Annotated in this window: 17 protein-coding genes; 10 read left to right on the top strand and 7 right to left on the bottom strand. The window is 64.2% G+C overall.

What is annotated here, in order from left to right:
• Positions 1–3: 3 nt before the first annotated feature.
• From A9K71_RS11265 to A9K71_RS11280, 4 genes are read right to left on the bottom strand one after another with little or no spacing between them, the layout of a single operon-like run.
• Complete coding sequence (locus A9K71_RS11265; protein WP_066994704.1) at positions 4–825, bottom strand: ABC transporter permease; 822 nt, start codon at positions 823–825, stop codon at positions 4–6.
• Positions 826–827: 2 nt separating this feature from the next.
• Positions 828–2,108, bottom strand: a complete 1,281-nt coding sequence (locus A9K71_RS11270; protein ID WP_082980452.1) for an ABC transporter permease — start codon at positions 2,106–2,108, stop codon at positions 828–830.
• A gap of 9 nt (positions 2,109–2,117) precedes the next feature.
• The gene (locus tag A9K71_RS11275; RefSeq protein ID WP_066994707.1) at positions 2,118–3,170 is read right to left on the bottom strand and encodes an ABC transporter substrate-binding protein; all 1,053 of its coding nucleotides are present in this window, start codon (positions 3,168–3,170) and stop codon (positions 2,118–2,120) included.
• Entirely contained in the window at positions 3,167–4,345 is a 1,179-nt protein-coding gene (locus A9K71_RS11280) for an ABC transporter ATP-binding protein (protein ID WP_082980453.1), read from the bottom strand. The genes A9K71_RS11275 and A9K71_RS11280 overlap by 4 nt, the downstream gene beginning before the upstream one ends.
• A 283-nt stretch (positions 4,346–4,628) precedes the next feature.
• Between A9K71_RS11280 and A9K71_RS11285 the strand changes: the two genes are divergently transcribed.
• On the top strand, positions 4,629–6,017 hold the full coding sequence (locus A9K71_RS11285; RefSeq protein ID WP_066994710.1) for a PLP-dependent aminotransferase family protein: 1,389 nt from the start codon (positions 4,629–4,631) through the stop codon (positions 6,015–6,017).
• 4 nt (positions 6,018–6,021) lie between these two features.
• Complete coding sequence (locus A9K71_RS11290) at positions 6,022–7,266, top strand: FAD-dependent oxidoreductase (protein WP_066994713.1); 1,245 nt, start codon at positions 6,022–6,024, stop codon at positions 7,264–7,266.
• Between the two features lie 27 nt (positions 7,267–7,293).
• Here A9K71_RS11290 and A9K71_RS11295 read toward each other — a convergent pair whose 3' ends face one another.
• Positions 7,294–7,812, bottom strand: coding sequence for a MarR family transcriptional regulator (locus A9K71_RS11295; RefSeq protein WP_066994716.1), 519 nt, complete (start codon positions 7,810–7,812; stop codon positions 7,294–7,296).
• A gap of 92 nt (positions 7,813–7,904) precedes the next feature.
• Between A9K71_RS11295 and A9K71_RS11300 the strand changes: the two genes are divergently transcribed.
• Together A9K71_RS11300 and A9K71_RS11305 are read left to right on the top strand one after the other, a co-directional pair.
• A complete protein-coding gene (locus tag A9K71_RS11300; RefSeq protein WP_082980454.1) occupies positions 7,905–9,374 on the top strand; it encodes an MFS transporter in 1,470 nt (489 codons plus the stop codon).
• A 239-nt stretch (positions 9,375–9,613) separates the two neighbouring features.
• Positions 9,614–10,645, top strand: coding sequence for an MBL fold metallo-hydrolase (locus A9K71_RS11305; protein WP_082980455.1), 1,032 nt, complete (start codon positions 9,614–9,616; stop codon positions 10,643–10,645).
• A 105-nt stretch (positions 10,646–10,750) separates the two neighbouring features.
• Here A9K71_RS11305 and A9K71_RS11310 read toward each other — a convergent pair whose 3' ends face one another.
• Complete coding sequence (locus tag A9K71_RS11310; protein WP_245299584.1) at positions 10,751–11,662, bottom strand: LysR family transcriptional regulator; 912 nt, start codon at positions 11,660–11,662, stop codon at positions 10,751–10,753.
• A 94-nt stretch (positions 11,663–11,756) separates the two neighbouring features.
• Between A9K71_RS11310 and A9K71_RS11315 the strand changes: the two genes are divergently transcribed.
• From A9K71_RS11315 to A9K71_RS11335, 5 genes are all read left to right on the top strand, one after another.
• Complete coding sequence (locus A9K71_RS11315; RefSeq protein ID WP_066994722.1) at positions 11,757–12,503, top strand: RraA family protein; 747 nt, start codon at positions 11,757–11,759, stop codon at positions 12,501–12,503.
• A 16-nt stretch (positions 12,504–12,519) separates the two neighbouring features.
• Positions 12,520–13,506, top strand: a complete 987-nt coding sequence (locus tag A9K71_RS11320) for a D-2-hydroxyacid dehydrogenase family protein (protein WP_245299585.1) — start codon at positions 12,520–12,522, stop codon at positions 13,504–13,506.
• Position 13,507: 1 nt separating this feature from the next.
• Entirely contained in the window at positions 13,508–14,296 is a 789-nt protein-coding gene (locus A9K71_RS11325) for an SDR family oxidoreductase (protein WP_066994728.1), read from the top strand.
• 32 nt (positions 14,297–14,328) lie between these two features.
• The gene (locus A9K71_RS11330; RefSeq protein ID WP_066994730.1) at positions 14,329–15,645 is read left to right on the top strand and encodes an MFS transporter; all 1,317 of its coding nucleotides are present in this window, start codon (positions 14,329–14,331) and stop codon (positions 15,643–15,645) included.
• A gap of 86 nt (positions 15,646–15,731) precedes the next feature.
• Complete coding sequence (locus tag A9K71_RS11335) at positions 15,732–16,112, top strand: RidA family protein (RefSeq protein ID WP_066994733.1); 381 nt, start codon at positions 15,732–15,734, stop codon at positions 16,110–16,112.
• A gap of 109 nt (positions 16,113–16,221) precedes the next feature.
• Here A9K71_RS11335 and nanR read toward each other — a convergent pair whose 3' ends face one another.
• The gene (gene nanR / locus A9K71_RS11340; RefSeq protein WP_066994736.1) at positions 16,222–16,935 is read right to left on the bottom strand and encodes a transcriptional regulator NanR; all 714 of its coding nucleotides are present in this window, start codon (positions 16,933–16,935) and stop codon (positions 16,222–16,224) included.
• 182 nt (positions 16,936–17,117) lie between these two features.
• On the opposite strand from nanR, the gene A9K71_RS11345 reads away from it, so the two are divergent.
• On the top strand, positions 17,118–18,053 hold the full coding sequence (locus tag A9K71_RS11345) for a 2-dehydropantoate 2-reductase (RefSeq protein WP_066994739.1): 936 nt from the start codon (positions 17,118–17,120) through the stop codon (positions 18,051–18,053).
• Positions 18,054–18,072 lie beyond the last annotated feature (19 nt).

The following is an 18,072-nucleotide window of genomic DNA, read 5'->3' on the forward strand; positions in this document are numbered from 1 at the left end:
GCTTCATGCAATGCGGGCCGTTCGACCGCGCCGCGCCAGGAGATTGGCGATCACCAGAAGCACGATTGACAGCGCCATCATCAGCGTCGCTGCGGCGGTGATCGCCGGGCTCAATTTTTCTCGCAAGCCGATGAACATTTCGAGCGGCATGGTGCGCTGGCTGGCGCTGGCCAGGAACTGCACGACGACAACTTCGTCGAAAGAAGTGACGAAGGCGAAGGCCGCACCCGAAAGCACCCCGGGCAGGATCAGCGGCAGCATGACGCGGAAGAACGATGTCAGGGGTTTTGCGCCGGAGATCGCCGCGGCCCGCATCAGATTGCGGTCGAAACCGGTGAGGCTGGCGCCCACCGTCACCACCACGAAGGGGCTGGCCAGAGCGGTGTGCGCCAGGATGATGCCGGCATAGGTGCTGGCCAGACCGACGCGCGCGTAAAACAGGTATGAGCCGACGGCAGTGATCACAACCGGCACGATCAGCGGCGACAGCAGCAGCGGCATGATAATGCGCCGGCCGGGGAACTTCTCGTCGGACAGCGCAATCGCCGTCAGCGTGCCGAGCGTCGTCGCGATCACTGTCGTGCCCAAGGCGACGATCAGGCTGTTGCCGATTGCCGCCTGCCAGCGCTGCGTGCCAAGCACCACCTCGTACCAGCGCGTCGAAAGGCCTTCGAGCGGGAAGATGAAGAAGGAGCCGCTGTTGAAGGAAAGCGGCACCGGGATCAGGATCGGCACCAGCAGGAAAAGGATTACAAGCCCGCACCACAGCCAGAGCAGGACGATGCGGATGCGTTCGCCGGTCGTGGGGTAGGGGGACAAAAGCATGGTTACACCAGCTTAAGGCGGTCGAGGCCGAGGATACGGGCAAAGATGCCGAACAGCGCCAGCGTGAAGACGAGAAGGATGAAGGACAGCGCCGCCGCCATCTCCCAGTTCAGTTCGACATTGACGTAGTTGGCTATGAAATTGCTGATCAGCTGATCGCTCGCCCCGCCGATCAGCGCCGGAGTTATGTAATAGCCGAGGCACAGGATGAAGGTGAGCATGCATCCGGCCATCACGCCCGGGAACACCTGCGGAATGTAGATGCGGCGGAAGGCGGTGAACGGCCTGGCGCCCAGCGAATAGGCGGCCTTCATCTGCGACGGCGGGATGGTGCGCATGACGCTGTAGATCGGCAGCAACGTGAACGGCAGCTGGATATGGGTCATGGCGATGATCAGGCCGATGCGGCTGTACATCAGGTCGAGCCGGTCGCTGGTGACGCCGATAAAAAGCAGGAAATCATTGACGAGCCCGAATTTCTGCAACAGCACCGTCCAGGCTGCGGTGCGCACCAGGATCGAGGTCCAGAAAGGCAGAAGCACGGCGACGATCAGGATGGCCGCCAATCCCTTCGGCACGTTGGCGATGAGATAGGCGAGCGGAAAGCCGAGGATCAGCGTTGCCAGCGTCACCGACGCCGCGACGAAGAAGGTGCGCAGGAACACCTGGATGAAGATCGCCTGCTCCGGCGGCACCCGTTCGATGCCGCCAGCGGCGTTCCAGCGCAGGTCGAGCGCGCTGAGCAGATAGAACGAAGTGAGGCTGTTTGTGCCGCTCCGGATCGTCGGCCATGTCGACGGCGCCGACCAGAACGGCACCGATTTCATGGCCTCGAGCGCGGCTTGGCCGTCGGCGCTTTCGAGCTTGCGCACCGTCTTCAGCACCTGGCTGCGCGCGCCAGGCAAGCGGGCGTTCAGGCTCTTGGCAAGCTCATAGGCCGTGCCCTTGGCCTGGTTGTCCTTGAGGTCCGCCGCGAGCGCCGCGAACGCATCGTCGCCCGGAAGGCCCTGGCCGCTCCAGCCGGCCAGGGCCACGGTCGTCTTGGGCAAGGCATCCGCGATTGTCGGATCATAGACGGCGCGTGACAGCAGCAGCAGGATCGGGATGCCGAAGCTCAGCGCCAGAAGGACGAGCAGCGGCGTGGCCAGCAGCAGCGAACGCATCCGGTCGCCGAATTCGGCGCGCCGGAGCGCCGCCGACACTGATTTGAGATCCGCGTCGGCGGCTGACCGGTCGCGGGCCAGCGTCGGCCGGTCGAGTTCGCTGGGCTGGAGCGCCGACATCTCGCCTTCCTACTGGGCCAGCCAGGCGTTGAAGCGCTTGACGAGGTCCTCGCCATAGTCGCCCCAGAACTCGGTGTCGGCGACCAGATAGGCGCCTGCTAGATGGTCGGGAGCGTTGGGCAGTTTGGGCAAGGCGTCAGCCGCTACGAAGGATGCCGCGTCGGTGCGCACCGGCCCGTAGGTGATGTAGCTGGCGAGCTTGGCGTTGTTCTCGGGCTGGCTGATGTAGGCGAGATATTTATAAGCGAGCTCCGGATTGCGCGCGCCCTTCGGAATGGCGATCATGTCATATTCGAGGATCTGGTTGTTCCAGACGATCTTGAATGGCTTCTTGTCGGTGTCGATGGCGTTCTGGATGCGGCCGTTCCAGGCGGTGGTCATCACCACTTCCTTGGAGGCGAGAAGCTGCGCCGGCTGCGCGCCGGCATCCCACCAGACGATGTCCTTCTTGATCGTGTCGAGCTTCTTGAAGGCGCGGTCGACGCCTTCCGGCGTTGCCAGCACCTTGTAGACGTCTGCCGGCGCCACGCCGTCGGCCATCAGCGCCCATTCGAGGTTCTGCGCCGGGAACTTGCGCATGGCGCGCTTGCCCGGGAATTTCTTCGTGTCAAAGAGGTCGAGAACCGAGGTCGGCGCTTCCTTGAGCACGGTCGGGTCATAGGCGAGGATGTCGCCGTAAGCGTCGAGACCGACACCGCAATCCAGCGCCGAGCCCTCGATGAACTTGTCGCGCGGCCCGATCTTGGCATAGTCGAGCCGTTCGAGGATGCCGGCGTCGCAACCCTGCAGCACGGTCGCCGTTTCCACCGTCACCAGGTCGATCGGCACGTTGCCGGTCTCCACCATGGCTTTGACCTTGCCGAGATCGCCGAGATATTCCTGCTCGAGGATCTTGGCGCCGGTTTCCTTGGCGAAGGGCTCAAACCAGGCCTTGCGCTGAGCGTCCTGCCAGGCGCCGCCGCTCGCCATAATCGAGAGCTCCTCGGCGAAGGCGGCGCCGGCGATGGTCATGCACGCCGTGGCGGCCGCGAGGGCGATCAGACGTGTTCTCAGATGTTTCATGTCGTTTTCCCCTGTTTTGGAATGGCACCACCCGTTCCGGCATCGGCCGGAAAGGCGCGGCAATCGTTGGGCGCGCAGGAGACCGTCACGGTCTCACCATTCGCCATCGTTGCTTCGGGGCCGAGCTTGACGGTCAGCACCTGGTCATTGGCGAGCCTGGCCAGAAGCCGCAGGTGGTCGCCGAGATAGATGCGCCCGTCGACAGTTGCCGCCAGTGCGTTGCCGCCATCGGCGGCGGCCGACAGGTTGAGCCGCTCGGGCCGGACGGCGACATGGCAGGGACTGCCTTGCGTCACGCCGACCGCCAGCGCTGCGATCTCGCCGCCGCCGTTCAACTGGACGCGGCATTGCTCCCCCGAAACGCGGTCGACCACGCCTTCCAGCGTGTTGTTCTCGCCAATGAAGCTCGCCACAAATGAGCTTTGCGGGGTGTTGTAGAGATCGTCAGGCGAGCCGAGCTGGGCGATGCCGCCCTGATTGAAGACCGCGACGCGGTCGGACATCGTCAGCGCCTCGCTCTGGTCGTGCGTAACATAGACGATGGTGACGCCGAGCATGGTATGGATCTGCTTGATCTCGAGCTGCATGTGCTCGCGCAACTTCTTGTCGAGGGCGCCCAGCGGCTCGTCCATCAGCACCAGGCTCGGCTGGAACACCAGCGCCCGGGCAAGCGCCACGCGCTGCTGCTGGCCGCCGGAAAGCTGCGCCGGGCGGCGGTCGCCGAATTGCTTCAGCCGCACCATGTCGAGCACGCGGCCGACGCGGGCCGCGATGTCCGCCTTGCTCACCTGGCGGACGGACAGCGGAAAGCCGACATTCTCCTCGACTGTCATATGCGGGAACAGCGCATAGTTCTGGAACACCATGCCGATGTTGCGCTGATAGGGCGGCAATCGGTCGACCGGCTGGCCCTCCAGCGTGATCGTGCCATGCGTCGGCCGCTCGAAGCCGGCGAGCATATTGAGCGTCGTCGTCTTGCCGGAACCGGAGGGCCCGAGCAGCGTCAAGAACTCGCCGCGCGCAACGCTGAGGTTCATCCGCGTCACCGCGAAGGTCCGCCCGTCATAGGATTTCTCGACCTCGGCGAATTCGACGAAGCCTGGCCCGGCGCTCGCCAGCACGGGACGCGCAGTGGCAGCTCCGTGGGCCGGCGCAGCGGCTTGGCTGGCGCTCATCGCCCTCAACCCCGGCTGCCAGCGGGCGATTTATCAAATGGCTTGCGATCCATGCCTCGTCCTCCCGGTACCGGCCGCGAACTACGCGCGCCGTCCGACTTGTATGATCACACAATTAGGCTGGAACCGACCATAGATGCGGACAAGTTTGCCCGTCAAGCCGTAAAATGCGGCATTGTGTGATAATTTTCCGAAGTTGAGTGTAGGACAACTTCTATTGTCGGGATCGTTGTCTTATGCTAAATGCCCGACAACTCAGTACCAGCCGCAGTTCGAAATCCGCATGCTCGAAAATCTTCGCCTCACCGAGGACGAAAGCCCTGTCTATCGCCGCCTTGCCGACGCGATCGCCGAACGCATCGCAGCCGGCACGCTTGCCGTCGGCGACCGGCTGCCGCCGCAGCGCGAGATCGCGCGCGCCCTGGGCATCAATGTCACGACCGTGACGCGGGCGTTGTCCACCCTGCAGGAGCAAGGCCTTCTTGAGGCGCGTCCCGGACGCGGCACCACGGTTGCCGCCCGCGACATCGTCGAGCGGCCGGGCTTCGTGTCAGCGCCGAGCGACCAGAGCGGCGTCATCGACCTCTCGGTCAACCGGCCGCCTACGTCAGCCTATCTCGACGCCGTTGCGACGCTGATGCCGCGTCTTTCCAAGGATCGCCAATACGCTTCGTTGCAGGATTATCATCCGCCGGAGGGACCGCTTTGGGGTCGTGTCGCGGTCGCCGATTGGTTCAAAACCGTCGCCGGTGAAGGGGACCCGGGCCGCGTCGTGCTCGCCGCCGGCGCCCAGCATGGCCTGGACTGCGTTCTTGGCGCCGTCACCCGGCAGGGCGAGGTGGTGCTGGCCGACGAGGTGACCTACCAGGGCATCAATGCCCTCTGCCGCGTGCACGGGCTTGATCTCAGGGGCGTTGCCATGGATCGCGGTGGGATGCGGCCGGACGCCTTCGAGGCGGCTTGCGCGCAGCTTCGCCCGCGCGCGGTATTCCTCGTGCCGACGCTGCACAATCCGACGACAATCACGTTGAGCCAGGAGCGTCGGCGCGAACTCGCCTCGGTCGCCCGGCGCCACAACGTGCTGATCATCGAGGACGACGTCTACCGGCCGCTGGCCGACGATCCGCCGCCGTCCTTCGCCAGCCTCGAGCCGGAGCTGACGATCCATCTCGGCGCGCTGTCAAAATGCGTCGCGCCCGGCCTGCGCCTCGGCTTCGTCATCGCCCCGCGCCCGATCGCCGGCCAGGTCGCCGCGGCGCTGCGCATCAACTGCTGGAGCATCAGCCCGCTGACCGCACTGATCGGAGCCAGGCTGCTCGAGGAGGGCGCCGCCGCCCGCATCATCGACATCCAGAAACAGGAACTGCGCCAGCGTCAGGCTATCCTGAGCGACATCCTCGGCCGCTTCGACATCCAGAGCCAGCCGACCTCGACCCATGCCTGGCTGCGCCTGCCCGAGCCGTGGCGCGGCGCGGGCTTTGCCCGCACCTGCCTGGAGCGCGGCGTCGCCGTCCTGCCAGGTGATGCCTTCGCCGTCGGCCGCGAGCCGGTCCAGCACGGCGTGCGCATCAATGTCGGCGCGGCGCGATCGCAAGAGGATCTGCGCTCGGCGCTCACCACCATGGCCGAGCTGCTCGCCGCCGGCCATCTGCAACTGCCTGGCTTTGTCTGAGACCATGGCCTCCTCGCCGAAATCAGTCGAGATCGCCATCATCGGCGCCGGCGTCGTCGGGCTGGCGACCGCTTTGCGCCTTGCCGGCGAGGGTCGCGAGGTCCTGCTCATCGACCCGCACGAGCCCGGCTCGGGCGCTTCGTTCGGGAATGCCGGCACGATTGCCGAATATGCCTGCATGCCGGTCGGCAATCCCGGCCTGCTGCACGCGTTGCCGAAGCTGCTGCTCGATCCCGAAAGCCCGTTCTCGCTGCGCTGGGCAGCGCTTTTCCAGCTCGCGCCATGGCTCATCCGCTTTGTCCGCCAGTCGCTGCCGGCGGCAACCCGCGCCAATGCACTGGCGCTTGCCGGCTTGCTCGCCGAAGCGCTGCCGGCCTGGGGCGAAATGGTGCAGGAGGCCGGACTTCAGGATCTTATGCGTCGCAATGGCTGCCTCTATGTCTATCGCCGCGACAGCGATTTTGCCGCCTCCGAGAGTGGACGGGCTTTGCGCGCCGAGCTCGGCGTTCATCAGCAGGTTCTGACCGCCGATCAGGTGGGCGCGCTGGAGCCGCGGCTGGCGGCGTTTGGGACCCACGGCCTCTATTTCCCGGATTCGATCAATGTCAGCGATCCCAAGGCGGTGATGGCGCGGCTGGCGGCAGCCGCTACCGCCAGGGGTGCTCAACTCATGCGCGCGAGCGTCACCGGCCTCGCAACGGGGGCAGGCGGCGTGTGGCTGAGCGGCCCGGGCCTTGCCGTCACGGCGCAAAAAGTGGTGATTGCGGCGGGCGCGCGGTCGCGGCCGCTCGCCGCCCAGGCCGGCGACCGGATCCCGTTGGAGACCGAGCGCGGCTATCATCTCGAGTTTTCGACCACGACACCTTTGCTCAACCGCCCGGTCTGCCCGGTCGATCTCGGTTTCTACATGACGCCGATGGACGGCAGGCTGAGAGTTGCCGGCACCGTCGAGCTGGGTGGGCTCGAAGCACCGGCCAATCCGCGCCGGCTGGCGCTGCTCGATCGCGGCGTGCGGCAGTTCTTCCCCGATCTCAGCCAGCCATCGTCGCAATGGCTAGGCTTCCGGCCGTCCCTGCCGGACTCGCGCCCTGTGATCGGACCCTCGAGGAAATCGCCGGACGTGATCTACGCCTTCGGCCACGGTCACCTCGGACTCACCCTCGCACCAATTACTGCCCGACTAGTCGCCGACGTGATTCACGGAAAGGACAGCACATTGCTGTCCGCCTTCAGCTCGGCCCGGTTCTGAACAGGCGAATCCCACGTTTGACCGCGACTAGAGGTTCCGGCGGCGGGCGGAACCTCGCCCCGGACCGTCGCTGTCTATCGGTCGCGTTGCGGTCAGGCCGGCTTCGATGGATCTGAGAAGCTCAAGCGCGGCATTGAGATTGCGTGTGTCGCCGCCGGCGGCCTCGGATACGGCAGTTGCCCACTCCTTGCGCACCAGGGCGTAATTGTGGGCTCCCCGCCGGGTGCGGTGGACGCTGACGCCCCGGCGATCTTGCGGGTCGACATGGCGCTCGATCAGCCCCTTGCCTTCCAGGTCGCGCAGCACGGTGGAAACATTGGTGCGCTGCAGCCCGGTCGCCGTCGCGATCTGGCTGGGCGTTGCGGAAGCGTGCGCAACGAGGTGGCGCATCACCATGCCCTCCGATTGCGACAGCGACAGCGCTTTTTCGTCCCGGTAACCGCGAAATTGAATCTCACGGGCAATGATGAGAATCAAGTCGGCCAGGTCCGCCCAGCGAACAGCCGGGGGAGCTTTGCGAGCGGACGATTCCTGGTCGGTTTCCATAGGGCGCAGTTTACAGACTTCCAACGTCTATGTATATGAACATAATCATTATGATCATATAACTATGTTTTCATACACATCTGGAGGTTCGGATGACCAACTCGACAACCGCCGCCGGGCACGCTTGGCACACACCTCGTTCCATGGCCCGCGCCGGCGGGCTGCACGGGATTGGCGTGTACGTTCTGCTCGCCGGCGCCTTCCTGCCGATCGCCGACTTTTTCATCGTCAACGTGGCGCTGCCGACCATCGCCACCTCGCTGCAGGCGACGCCGGCCGCACTTGAGCTGGTGGTTTCAGTCTATGGTGTGGCTTACGCCGCCATGCTCGTTCTCGGCGGCAGGCTGGGCGACCGTTTTGGACGCCATAGCCTGTTCTTGGTCGGGCTCTCCGGGTTTATCCTCGCCTCTCTCGCCTGTGGTCTGGCACCCACCATCGATCTCCTTATCGCCGCGCGCCTGGTCCAGGGCGCAATGGCGGCGATGCTCGTGCCGCAGGTGCTTGCGACCTTCCAGGCCACCCTGGAAGGCGAACGCAAGACCCGGGCCATCGCGCTTTACGGCGCCACCTCGGGCATCGCCGCGGTTGTCGGCCAACTCGCCGGCGGACTGCTGGTCAGCGCCAATCTGTTCGGCACATCCTGGCGGCCGATCTTCCTGATCAACATCCCGCTCGGCGTCATGGTGTTCTTCGCCTCGCGGGCGGTCGTGCCAGCCAACCGCTCGCCGCACCCCGCGGGCATCGACGTCGCCGGCACTATACTTTTCGCCGCCACGCTGACGGCTCTGCTGGTGCCGCTGACCGAAGGCCATTCGCTCGGCTGGCCGGCATGGACGTGGGCAATGCTGGCTGCAGCCGTCTTGCTTGCCGTCGCGACGGTCACCGTCGAAAGGGCCGCCGAAGCGCGCGGCGAGATGCCGTTGCTGCCGCCGTCGCTGCTCAAGCTGCCCTCGATGTCGCGCGGCCTGGCCATGATCACGCTGTTCAGCGTCGGCTTCGGCGCCTTCATGTTCGTCTTCGCGCTCACCGTCCAGAACGGACTCGGCGCCAACCCGCTCGAAAGCGGCCTCGCAATCCTGCCGATGGCGGCGATGTTCTTCATCGGTTCAGTGGTCAGCCCGCGCATCATCGGCCGTTTCGGTCGTGGGGCGCTCGCGGCCGGGGGTCTCCTGCAGGCGCTTGGACTGGTCACGTTGATCGCAATCACCGTGTCCAGTTGGCCAAGGGTGAGCCTCCTCGAATTTGCCGTGCCGCTGGTCGTGATCGGGGCCGGACAATCGATGTTGTTTTCGGGCTTGTTCCGGGCCGTGCTCGCCGATGTCCCCAAGCATCTGGCGGGCGTCGGCAGCGGCGTCCTCATCACCCTACAGCAGTCGGGCCTGGCGCTCGGGGTCGCAACCTTGGGCACGCTCTACCTGGCACTGGAGCCGGCGAGCATTTCGCACGCCTTCGGCACAGTCATCGCATGTCAGTTCGTCATTGTCGTCATGCTGGTCCTGTGCACCGGGCTGCTGCCGCGGTTCAACAAGGATCAGGCCGACACCCAGCCCGTGGAGATGTGATTTCAAATGCCGGAACAGCGTGGGAATCACGGATCTGAGCCGCCGCGGCTGAAGGAACGGACCGATCGCGAGCTTTAGGTGGGCGATGGTCGTCCGCGCATTCGTCATTCAACTGGGTGATGATGCTGACGGCGAACTCTGAATTGGACGGCGTAACCCATCTCGGGAACGCTGTGCGCGCAAATCGGCCTCGGCGCAGGTGGGTCGCGGCCTCGACGAAAAGCACATGGAGCTCTGGGATGACCGCCCCTCGCAAGATTCTCGATCACCTGTTCGACGCCACCGGAGGTGCCGAGCCCCGGCTGACCAGCGGCGACATCGTCAATCCGAGCCGCCGCGCATTTTTGGCCGCCGGCTGCTTTTGTCTGGCCTGCGGCCTGGCGACGCCGTTGTTCGCTGGCGCGCCCATGGCCAAAAGCCAGGCACCTGGGTTCCATCGTTTGACGCTCGGCGATTTTGAGATAACGGCGCTGTCCGATGGCAGCAATATGCTCCCCGCGACGAAGTTGCTGCAGGGCGACCCGGCGCGGATCGAGGAAGCACTCAAACGCAACTATCTCACCGAGGTCGTCGAGACGTCGCACAATTCCTTTCTCGTCAATACCGGAGCCAGGCTGGCGCTGATCGACGCTGGTGCCGGGTCTCTGTTAGGCCCTGGCACCGGCCACCTGCTGAGCAATCTCAGCGCATCAGGCTATCGGCCGGAGCAGATCGATGAGATCTACCTCACGCACCTGCACACCGACCACGTCGGCGGTCTCATGGTCGACGGCCAGAGAGCCTTCCCCAACGCCGTCGTGCGTGTCGAAAAGCGCGACACCGACTATTGGCTGAGCGAGGCAAACATGCACGCGGCTCCCGCTGAAGCGAAGCGGTTCTTTCAGGCCGCCATGGCATCGATCGGGCCATATCTGCAAGCGGGCAAGCTCGCCGTTTTCGATGGCAACACCGATCTGGTGCCCGGCGTGCGCGCACAAACCGCCTATGGCCACACACCTGGACATACAATGTATGTGGTCGAGAGCAAAGGCGAGAAGATCGTCCTGTGGGGCGACGTCGTGCATGTCGCCGCGGTACAATTCAAGGACCCGTCCATCACGATCCAGTATGACGCCGACGCATCGGAAGCCGAGCGCGTGCACGAGCGCGCGTTCGCCGATGCGGCTGACAGCGGCTATATCGTAGGCGGCGCCCACATATCGTTTCCTGGGCTTGGCCGTGTCCGGCGCGACGCCGCGAACGTCTACTCATATGTGCCCCTGAACGGTTAGAACTGGTGCCGCGAGGAAGCCGGATCCATCTGCGCCAGTGACATCCTGGATGTCGCTTCCGCCGTAAGATCATGTCGTTCCCACGAGCGGCGCTTCTCCAACCAGCTAGCCATCGAAGGACGAACCGCAGGCGTCCGTCACGAGCGCGCGAAACCATTGGTGGGCGGGGTGCTGCTGCAGTCGTTCGTGCCAGATCAGCTTGTAGAGCAGCTTCTCGGTTTCGAACGGCAACTCGCACACCACCAGGTCACGTCCATCCGCAATCGTTCGCCACGGTCCATTGAAGAAGCCGAGCGGCACGCAGGTGATGAGGTCGCTACGCGAGACAATCTTCAGCGCGTCGGCAAAGTGATTGACCACAACGGCGATCGTCCTTGTCCGTCCCGTCAGGCTGAGCCAGCCATCCACCAAGCCGCGTTCCAGACCGGACGGGGTCGCCAAGACGTGTGCCGCGGCCGTGAATCGATCGAGCGTCAGGCAATCAGCCAGGTCATGTCCGCCGCGCATGACGCAGACATAGCGATCCGTCCGCAGGCTCCGTACATGCATTTCTCTTGGCAGCGAGGCAAACATGCCCACGGCGCAGTCAAGGGTGCCGCGATCGATTCCTTCCAGGGAGCCTTCATGGGTATGCACCGCGAAGGAAACGCGGGCGCGCGGCGCCGCGGCCTGCAATTTCAGCGTAATTTCGCTGACGCCTTCCATCGCGAGACTGTCGGTGACGGCAATGCGAAAACTGGTCGCATCCGACGCGGGATCGAACTCGTCGGGCGCGAAAGAAGCGCGAATTGCCGTGAGCGAGCGATGAAGGTCGGGCCACATCGCGACCATGCGAGCGGTGGGCTGGACCCCCGTTGCCGTCTTGAGGAAAAGTTGATCTTTAGTGAGGCGGCGGGCTCGACGCAACGCATTGCTGACCGCCGGCTGGCTCATCGCCAGGCTCGAGGCCGCACGTGTCACATTCCTCTCCAGCATGATGGCCTCAAGGACCGCAATCAGGTTCAGATCAAGGCGCACGTTATTCACCCAGCAAATGATGCATTGGTCGATTCTAAATTGGACGCATTGATGGCGGCAAGCCATCCTGATGCCGCTGATCGGAGGATAAGGCATGAATGATACAGCTCTCGCGGATGTGCTGCCGAAGCTCACCGGCAAGATCAGTCGCGACCGCATTCGACTGATGCGGGTACCGCGCCCGCCGAAGGATCTGATCGACGGCTTCAAGCGGATCGGCGACGCCACCAGCGTCATCTCGGACATCATGGATGAGCTCGGTATCACCGGCGCGGTTGGCGCATCGGTTCTGAAGCCGACCCTGCCTTCGGTGTCGATCGTCGGTCCGGCGCTTACGGTGCGCAACATCCTGCAACGCGAGCATGTCTACGAAACGGCGAAAAACCACGTCAACCGGATGGCGGAGTTCGAGGCCCACAACCTGGCGCTGCCGGGCGACGTTGTGGTGATCGAGGGCGTTGCCGGCGTTTCGAACATGGGCGGAATTTCGGCCCAAACCGGAAAACGGCAGGGCGAGGCCGGAGCAATCGTGGACGGAGGCGTTCGCGACCTCGGGCATTCGCGGCGGGTCGGATATCCGCTTTGGGCCACCGAGATAACGCCTGTCACCGGCAAATGGCGCATCGAGACCGTGGAGATCAACGGCGAAATCCAAGTCGCCAGCGTGCGCGTTGCTCCAGGCGATATCGTCGTTGCGGACGAAACCGGCGTCTGCTTCATCCCGATTGCCCGGGCCGCCGAAGTTCTGGCAAAGGCGCTGAGGAAGTCGGCGCTTGAAGAGGCCAAGTGCGAAGCAATCGACGCCGGTACCTCCGTTGCGGATTTGCCGGGCAATGCATGAGGCGATAGGTCACCCCGTGAGAAAGCTTCGCGTCGCCATCATCAACGACTACCAGGACGTGGTCCGCACGCTGGACTGCTTCTCCAGGCTGGACGGCCACGACGTCACGATCTGGACCGATATCATCGAGGATGTCGACATTCTGGCAGATCGCCTGGCGGAGGCGGACGTCCTGGTGCTGATGCGCGAGCGCACCAAGATCGACGAAGCTTTGCTGAGCCGCCTTCCCAAGCTGAAGCTCATAAGCCAGAACGGCCACATTCCCCACATCGATCTGGCGGCCTGCGACAGGCACGGTGTCGTCGTTTCGTCCGCTCTGACGTCGCGTCCGTCCTATTCGACGGTCGAACTCACCTGGGGGCTGATTCTTGCGGCGATGCGCAACATTCCTTTCGAGAGCGCGTCGTTGCGGCAAGGCCGTTGGCAGACCACCATAGGCCTCGGCCTGCGCGGCCGCGTCCTCGGCATCTATGGTTTCGGCCGGTTGGGCTCGATGGTGGCGCGGATCGGCAAGGCCTTCGGCATGGAGGTGCTGATCTGGGGGCGCCAAGGCTCGTTGGATCGCGCTAAGGCCGAGGGTTTCAGCGTGGCACAAGACAAGCCGTCCCTGTTCAGGCTGTCGGATGTTCTCAGCTTGCATCTGCGGCTGAATGCCGAGACCAGCGGCGCGATTGGGCCTGACGACCTGGCCTTGATGAAGCCGACCGCTTTGCTTGTGAACACCAGCCGTGCCGAACTGATCCAGCCGGGCGCTTTGGTGGCGGCGCTGAAGAGCGGTCGCCCCGGCAAGGCGGCGGTCGACGTGTTCGAACGCGAGCCGCTCACCAATCCGGACGACGCCCTGCTCAGGCTTCCAAACGCCCTGTGCACGCCGCATCTCGGCTATATCGAGCGCGACAACTATGAGTTCGCGTACGGCAATGCGTTCGACCAGATCGTAGCCTTCGCGGGCGGAACCCCGATCAATGTCCACTCCGCTGGCGGCCAGAAACAGGATCACTGAAATGAACCTCGAGCTCGACGGGAAAATTGTCCTGATAACCGGGGGCAGCAAGGGAATAGGGCTGGCCTGCGCACGCGCCTTTGCCAGGGAAGGGGCCCGCGTGGTGATTGTGTCACGCAGCCAGGAGAACCTCGACAACGCCAAGAAAAAGCTGGCCGCCGAGGGGCTGTCGGCAACGAGTTTCGCCGCCGATCTGTCGGACGGGCTTGCGGCAAAGGAAATGGTCGCCGCGCTCGAGGAGCAGGTGGGGCCGATCGCGTCCCTGGTCAATTCGGCCGGTGGCGCCAGGAGAGTTGCCCCCGACGAACTGACGCCGGACAAATGGCGTGTCGCGATGGACGCGAAGTTCTTCACCTACATGAACGTCACCGACTACGTCCTGCCGCTGATGGTGGCGCGGGGCGCCGGCACGATCGTCAACATAGTCGGCACCGGCGGCAAGATCGCGTCGCCCATGCATTTGCCGGGAGGCGCCGCCAACGCGGCGCTGATGCTCGCCTCGGCGGGGCTGGCAGCGGCGTGGGGGCATGCAGGCGTAAGGGTGAACGTGATCAATCCGGCCGCCACCATGACCGAACGCCTGCAATTGTCGCTTGAAGTCGAATCCAGGGTGACGGGCAAGACGCCGGAAGAACTGCTGCGGCTGAACGAGCAGCGAATTCCGCTGCGGCGCTACGCAAATCCTGAAGAGGTGGCCGATGCGGCGCTTTTCCTCGCCAGCGCAAGATCCTCCTACGTGACGGGCGCTTCGCTGACCATGGACGGAGGACTTACGCCACTGGTTGTCTAGCCGGCGTCGCATCGACAAAACGGGAGGAAGAGATGTTCACTTGGTACAGGGAGTTGACGTCGCGCGAGCGGAACACCTTCTGGGGCTGTTTCGCCGGCTGGGCCGTCGATGCGATGGATGCGCAGCTCTTCAGCTTCGTGCTGCCGATCCTCATCGCGGCCTGGGGAATGACGACGGCGCAGGCCGGCTATCTGGCCACCGCGACGCTGCTCTCCGCGGCGATCGGAGGATGGCTCTGCGGTTATCTCGCCGACCGTTTCGGTCGGGCCCGCATCATGCAGTTCACGATCCTTTGGTTCTGCGCCTTCACTTTCCTTGCCGGGTTCGCCCAGGACTTCCAGCAGCTTATGGTCTTGCGCATCATGCAGGGGCTGGGCTTCGGCGGCGAGTGGGCGGCCGGTGCGGTCCTGATGGGCGAGATCATCCGGGCCGAACATCGCGGCAAAGCCGTAGGCACCGTCCAGAGCGGATTCGGCATCGGCTGGAGCGCCGCCGCCATATTGGCGGGCGTGGTCCTGGCGCATTTGCCCCAGGATTACGGATGGCGCGTGCTGCTGATGATCGGTGTGCTCCCCGGCGTGCTGGTGCTCTATCTGCGCCGCAAGATCGACGAGCCGGAGATCTTCGTCAAAACGCGCGAGCTCGTCGAGAAGAGCGGCGTTCGGCCCGGGCTGGGTGCGATATTTCAGCCTGACGCCCTGCGCGTGACGATCCTTTCTTCATTGCTGGCATTCGGCGTGATCGGAGTCGGCGGTGCGATCGTCAACTGGCTGCCGACCTTCATGAAGACGGTGCGCGAACTGTCGCCGAGCGCATCTGGATATTACCTGTTCGTGGTGACCGGCGGCTCGTTTTTCGGATTTCTGGCCAGCGCATACCTGGCCGATCGTCTCGGGCGGCGGCGGACGTTTCAGCTTTTTCTGGTATGTTCATGGCTGATCACCATCGCCTATATGTTCCTGCCGCTCTCCGGCTGGTCGCTGATTATCCTGGGTGCGCCGTTCGGCTTCTTCACCATCGGAAACTATGCCGCGCTCGGCCCATTCTTCACCGAGCTTTTCCCCTCCGCCATCCGCGCCAGCGGTCAGAGCTTCGCCTACAATTTCGGTAAGGCGGCCGGTGCGGCCGCCGTATCCAGCATCGGAATACTGGCGCAACATATCAGCCTGGCGGAGGCGATCGGCCTTGTCGCGCTGTTGGGCTACAGCATCGCATTCGCCGCGACCCTGATGCTGCCCGAGACGCGGGGAATCCAGCTGACGTCCGGCTATGAACCGCCCGCGCCGCATCCCGACACCGGCGCTTCTTCGCCACCCGCGCAAGCCTCGGTTTTGCGCGCGAGACGATAGGTCCTTCCAGCCGCACTCGCGCGCCAGGCATTCAGACCAGCCGTTCACGAATTTCCCGCTACAGATCGCGAAGGATCAGCAGAACCATGCGCAAAAGTATTTCGGTGAAAGGACTGAGCCACAGGCATCCAGTTCCCAATGCCTGCCGGATCGGCAACATGGTGTTCTCGGGGGCGATTCATGGCGTCAGCCCGACCACGCAGGAATTGCCGGCCGGAATGGCGGCTCAGTCGGCCCATGTATTCGCCAACATGCGCTCCGTCATCGAGGCGGCGGGCGGGCGCGCGGAGGACATCATCAAGGTGGATATTTATCTGCGCGACAGCAGCGACAGGGTCGCCGTCAATGAAGAATGGCTGCGGATGTTTCCAGATTCCGGGTCGCGTCCGGCCAGGCACGTGAGGCCGTTGACACCGGACAGCGCTTCCCTGGTGCAATGCGAATTCGTCGCAGTTATCGAGCTCTAGAATTGCATCTGCTGTATCTCGCAATTTCTGCGTGAGGTCAGTTCAGGTCGATGCATGCCGGCGCCCCGAGCCGGTGAAGTCGTCACCGATGACGCCGATCCGCATGATTTCAATCGTGCGTGCGCTGCTGCCAGAAGGTGACGGCAAGCTGCTCTAGATGCGTGCGCATGGCCTGCTCGGCGCGATCGGGATCACGCGCCGCGATGCCTTCATAGATCGCCTTGTGCGCCTCGAACGCCGTCCTTTCCTGCCCCTTTGCCGCAAGGGTCACCGTGCGCTGTTCCTTCAGCCACTCCGAGATCTGGTCGTGCAGCGCGATGAAGACTGGATTGCGCGCCATCTTCGCCAGTTCGAAGTGGAAGGCGATGTCGGTTGAGGTGAAACGCTCGCGGTCGCCGATCGCTTTCCGGTTGGCTTCGAGCGCAGTCGCCAGCGCCTCGAGGTCCGTGGCCGTCGCGTGCCGGGCGGCCTCGCGCGCCAACCCAACTTCGAAGAACAGGCGCGCGCCCTGGAAGTAACGATGTCCCTCCTCGGTCGAAAGCATCTGCCGCACGGCCGGCGCCATGCCCGTGAAGATGTGCGAGGCGGTCGGCATCAGCACCTTGGCCCGCGCGCCATTGGTGAGTTCGACCAGCCCGGCCTTCTGCAGCGAGATCAGCGCCTCGCGGATGGCGGGCCGGCCGACGCCGAAGCGCGTCTGCAGGTCGCGCTCGGGCGGCAGCTGGTCTCCGGGCTTGAGCTTGCCGGACAGGATCTGCGCCTCGAGATGCGAGGCGACGTGCTCGAAGAGCTTCTTGCGTTCTATAACGAGAGGATCGACCATGACCTTTCATACCATCATACTTGACAACCATGCAACTGCTTGCAAGGATGACCGCAACATAAGCAGACAAGGCCGGATCGGCTAGCGGCTGCGCTCGCCGAAAGCGCGTTTCCACAAGATCCTGGAGGCGGCGCCCCCGGCTTTGCCGAAAACAACCCGTGGTGGGACAGGGAGCGAAAGACATGCGGATCGCCATTCTGGGCGGCGGCGGTGCCATGGGTGGCATTTTCGGCGGCTATCTTGCCCGAGCAGGCAATGACGTGACGCTGATCGACGTCTCGACGCCGGCCGTGCAAGCGATCAACGACAACGGCCTCACGATCGAGGAGAAGGACGGCTCCCAACCGGTTATCCGCGTTCCGGCAACCACGGAGCCGTCGAAGGTCGGACCGGTCGACCTGATCATCAATTTCGTCAAATGCTATCACACCGATGCGGCGGTCCGCGCGGCGGCCCCGATGATCTCGGGGGACACGGCGGTGCTCAGCCTGCAGAACGGCTGGGGCAACGCGCCGTGCATCGCCGGCATTGTGGGAGAGGACAAGGTCCTGGTCGGCCTGACTTACCATGGCGGCACGTTGCTCGGCCCCGGCAGGGTGAAGCATCCCGGCGTCGGGATGACCTATATCGGCGAACTGAGCGGCAAGGCGACACCGCGCCTGGACAAGGTGATCGAGACCTTCCGTGCCGCAGAGATCGAAACCACCAGGTCCGAGCGCATCCTAGACGAGGTCTGGAAGAAGCTGGCGCTGAACGCCTGCACGCTGCCGGTCGCCGGCCTTCTGCATCTCATGTCGCACGAACTGGTCGCCTTCGACGGCACGAAGTCGCTGATGGCGGCAATCCTGAAGGAAGTCGTGGCGGTTGCCAAAGCGCAGGGCATTTCGCTCGACTATGACGAGCGCTGGGCCGCCATAACGGGGTTGCTGGAGAAGGCCGTGGGCGGCAAGGCCTCCATGCTCCAGGACGTCGAGGCGCGGCGCCAGACGGAGATCGAGGTCATCAACGGCGCCATCGTCGACGCCGGCAAGCGCACCGGCGTGGCCACGCCGGTGAATGAAACCATGGTCTGGATGATCCAGGCCAAGCAAGCTCACTACCTTCAGGCGAAGGCATAGCCATGCCGGCCGCACTCGT

It is taken from the genome of Mesorhizobium sp. WSM3873, assembly GCF_001672445.1.
Taxonomy (GTDB): domain Bacteria; phylum Pseudomonadota; class Alphaproteobacteria; order Rhizobiales; family Rhizobiaceae; genus Mesorhizobium.

Coding starts and splice junctions, on each gene's coding strand:
- A9K71_RS11345 (WP_066994739.1), top strand. CDS start 17,118: ATGCGGATCGCCATTCTGGGCGGCGGCGGTGCCATGGGTGGCATTTTC.
- nanR (WP_066994736.1), bottom strand. CDS start 16,935: ATGGTCGATCCTCTCGTTATAGAACGCAAGAAGCTCTTCGAGCACGTC.
- A9K71_RS11275 (WP_066994707.1), bottom strand. CDS start 3,170: ATGAAACATCTGAGAACACGTCTGATCGCCCTCGCGGCCGCCACGGCG.
- A9K71_RS11290 (WP_066994713.1), top strand. CDS start 6,022: ATGGCCTCCTCGCCGAAATCAGTCGAGATCGCCATCATCGGCGCCGGC.
- A9K71_RS11300 (WP_082980454.1), top strand. CDS start 7,905: ATGACCAACTCGACAACCGCCGCCGGGCACGCTTGGCACACACCTCGT.
- A9K71_RS11285 (WP_066994710.1), top strand. CDS start 4,629: ATGCTCGAAAATCTTCGCCTCACCGAGGACGAAAGCCCTGTCTATCGC.
- A9K71_RS11295 (WP_066994716.1), bottom strand. CDS start 7,812: ATGGAAACCGACCAGGAATCGTCCGCTCGCAAAGCTCCCCCGGCTGTT.
- A9K71_RS11315 (WP_066994722.1), top strand. CDS start 11,757: ATGAATGATACAGCTCTCGCGGATGTGCTGCCGAAGCTCACCGGCAAG.
- A9K71_RS11265 (WP_066994704.1), bottom strand. CDS start 825: ATGCTTTTGTCCCCCTACCCCACGACCGGCGAACGCATCCGCATCGTC.
- A9K71_RS11325 (WP_066994728.1), top strand. CDS start 13,508: ATGAACCTCGAGCTCGACGGGAAAATTGTCCTGATAACCGGGGGCAGC.
- A9K71_RS11330 (WP_066994730.1), top strand. CDS start 14,329: ATGTTCACTTGGTACAGGGAGTTGACGTCGCGCGAGCGGAACACCTTC.
- A9K71_RS11335 (WP_066994733.1), top strand. CDS start 15,732: ATGCGCAAAAGTATTTCGGTGAAAGGACTGAGCCACAGGCATCCAGTT.
- A9K71_RS11305 (WP_082980455.1), top strand. CDS start 9,614: ATGACCGCCCCTCGCAAGATTCTCGATCACCTGTTCGACGCCACCGGA.
- A9K71_RS11280 (WP_082980453.1), bottom strand. CDS start 4,345: ATGAGCGCCAGCCAAGCCGCTGCGCCGGCCCACGGAGCTGCCACTGCG.
- A9K71_RS11270 (WP_082980452.1), bottom strand. CDS start 2,108: ATGTCGGCGCTCCAGCCCAGCGAACTCGACCGGCCGACGCTGGCCCGC.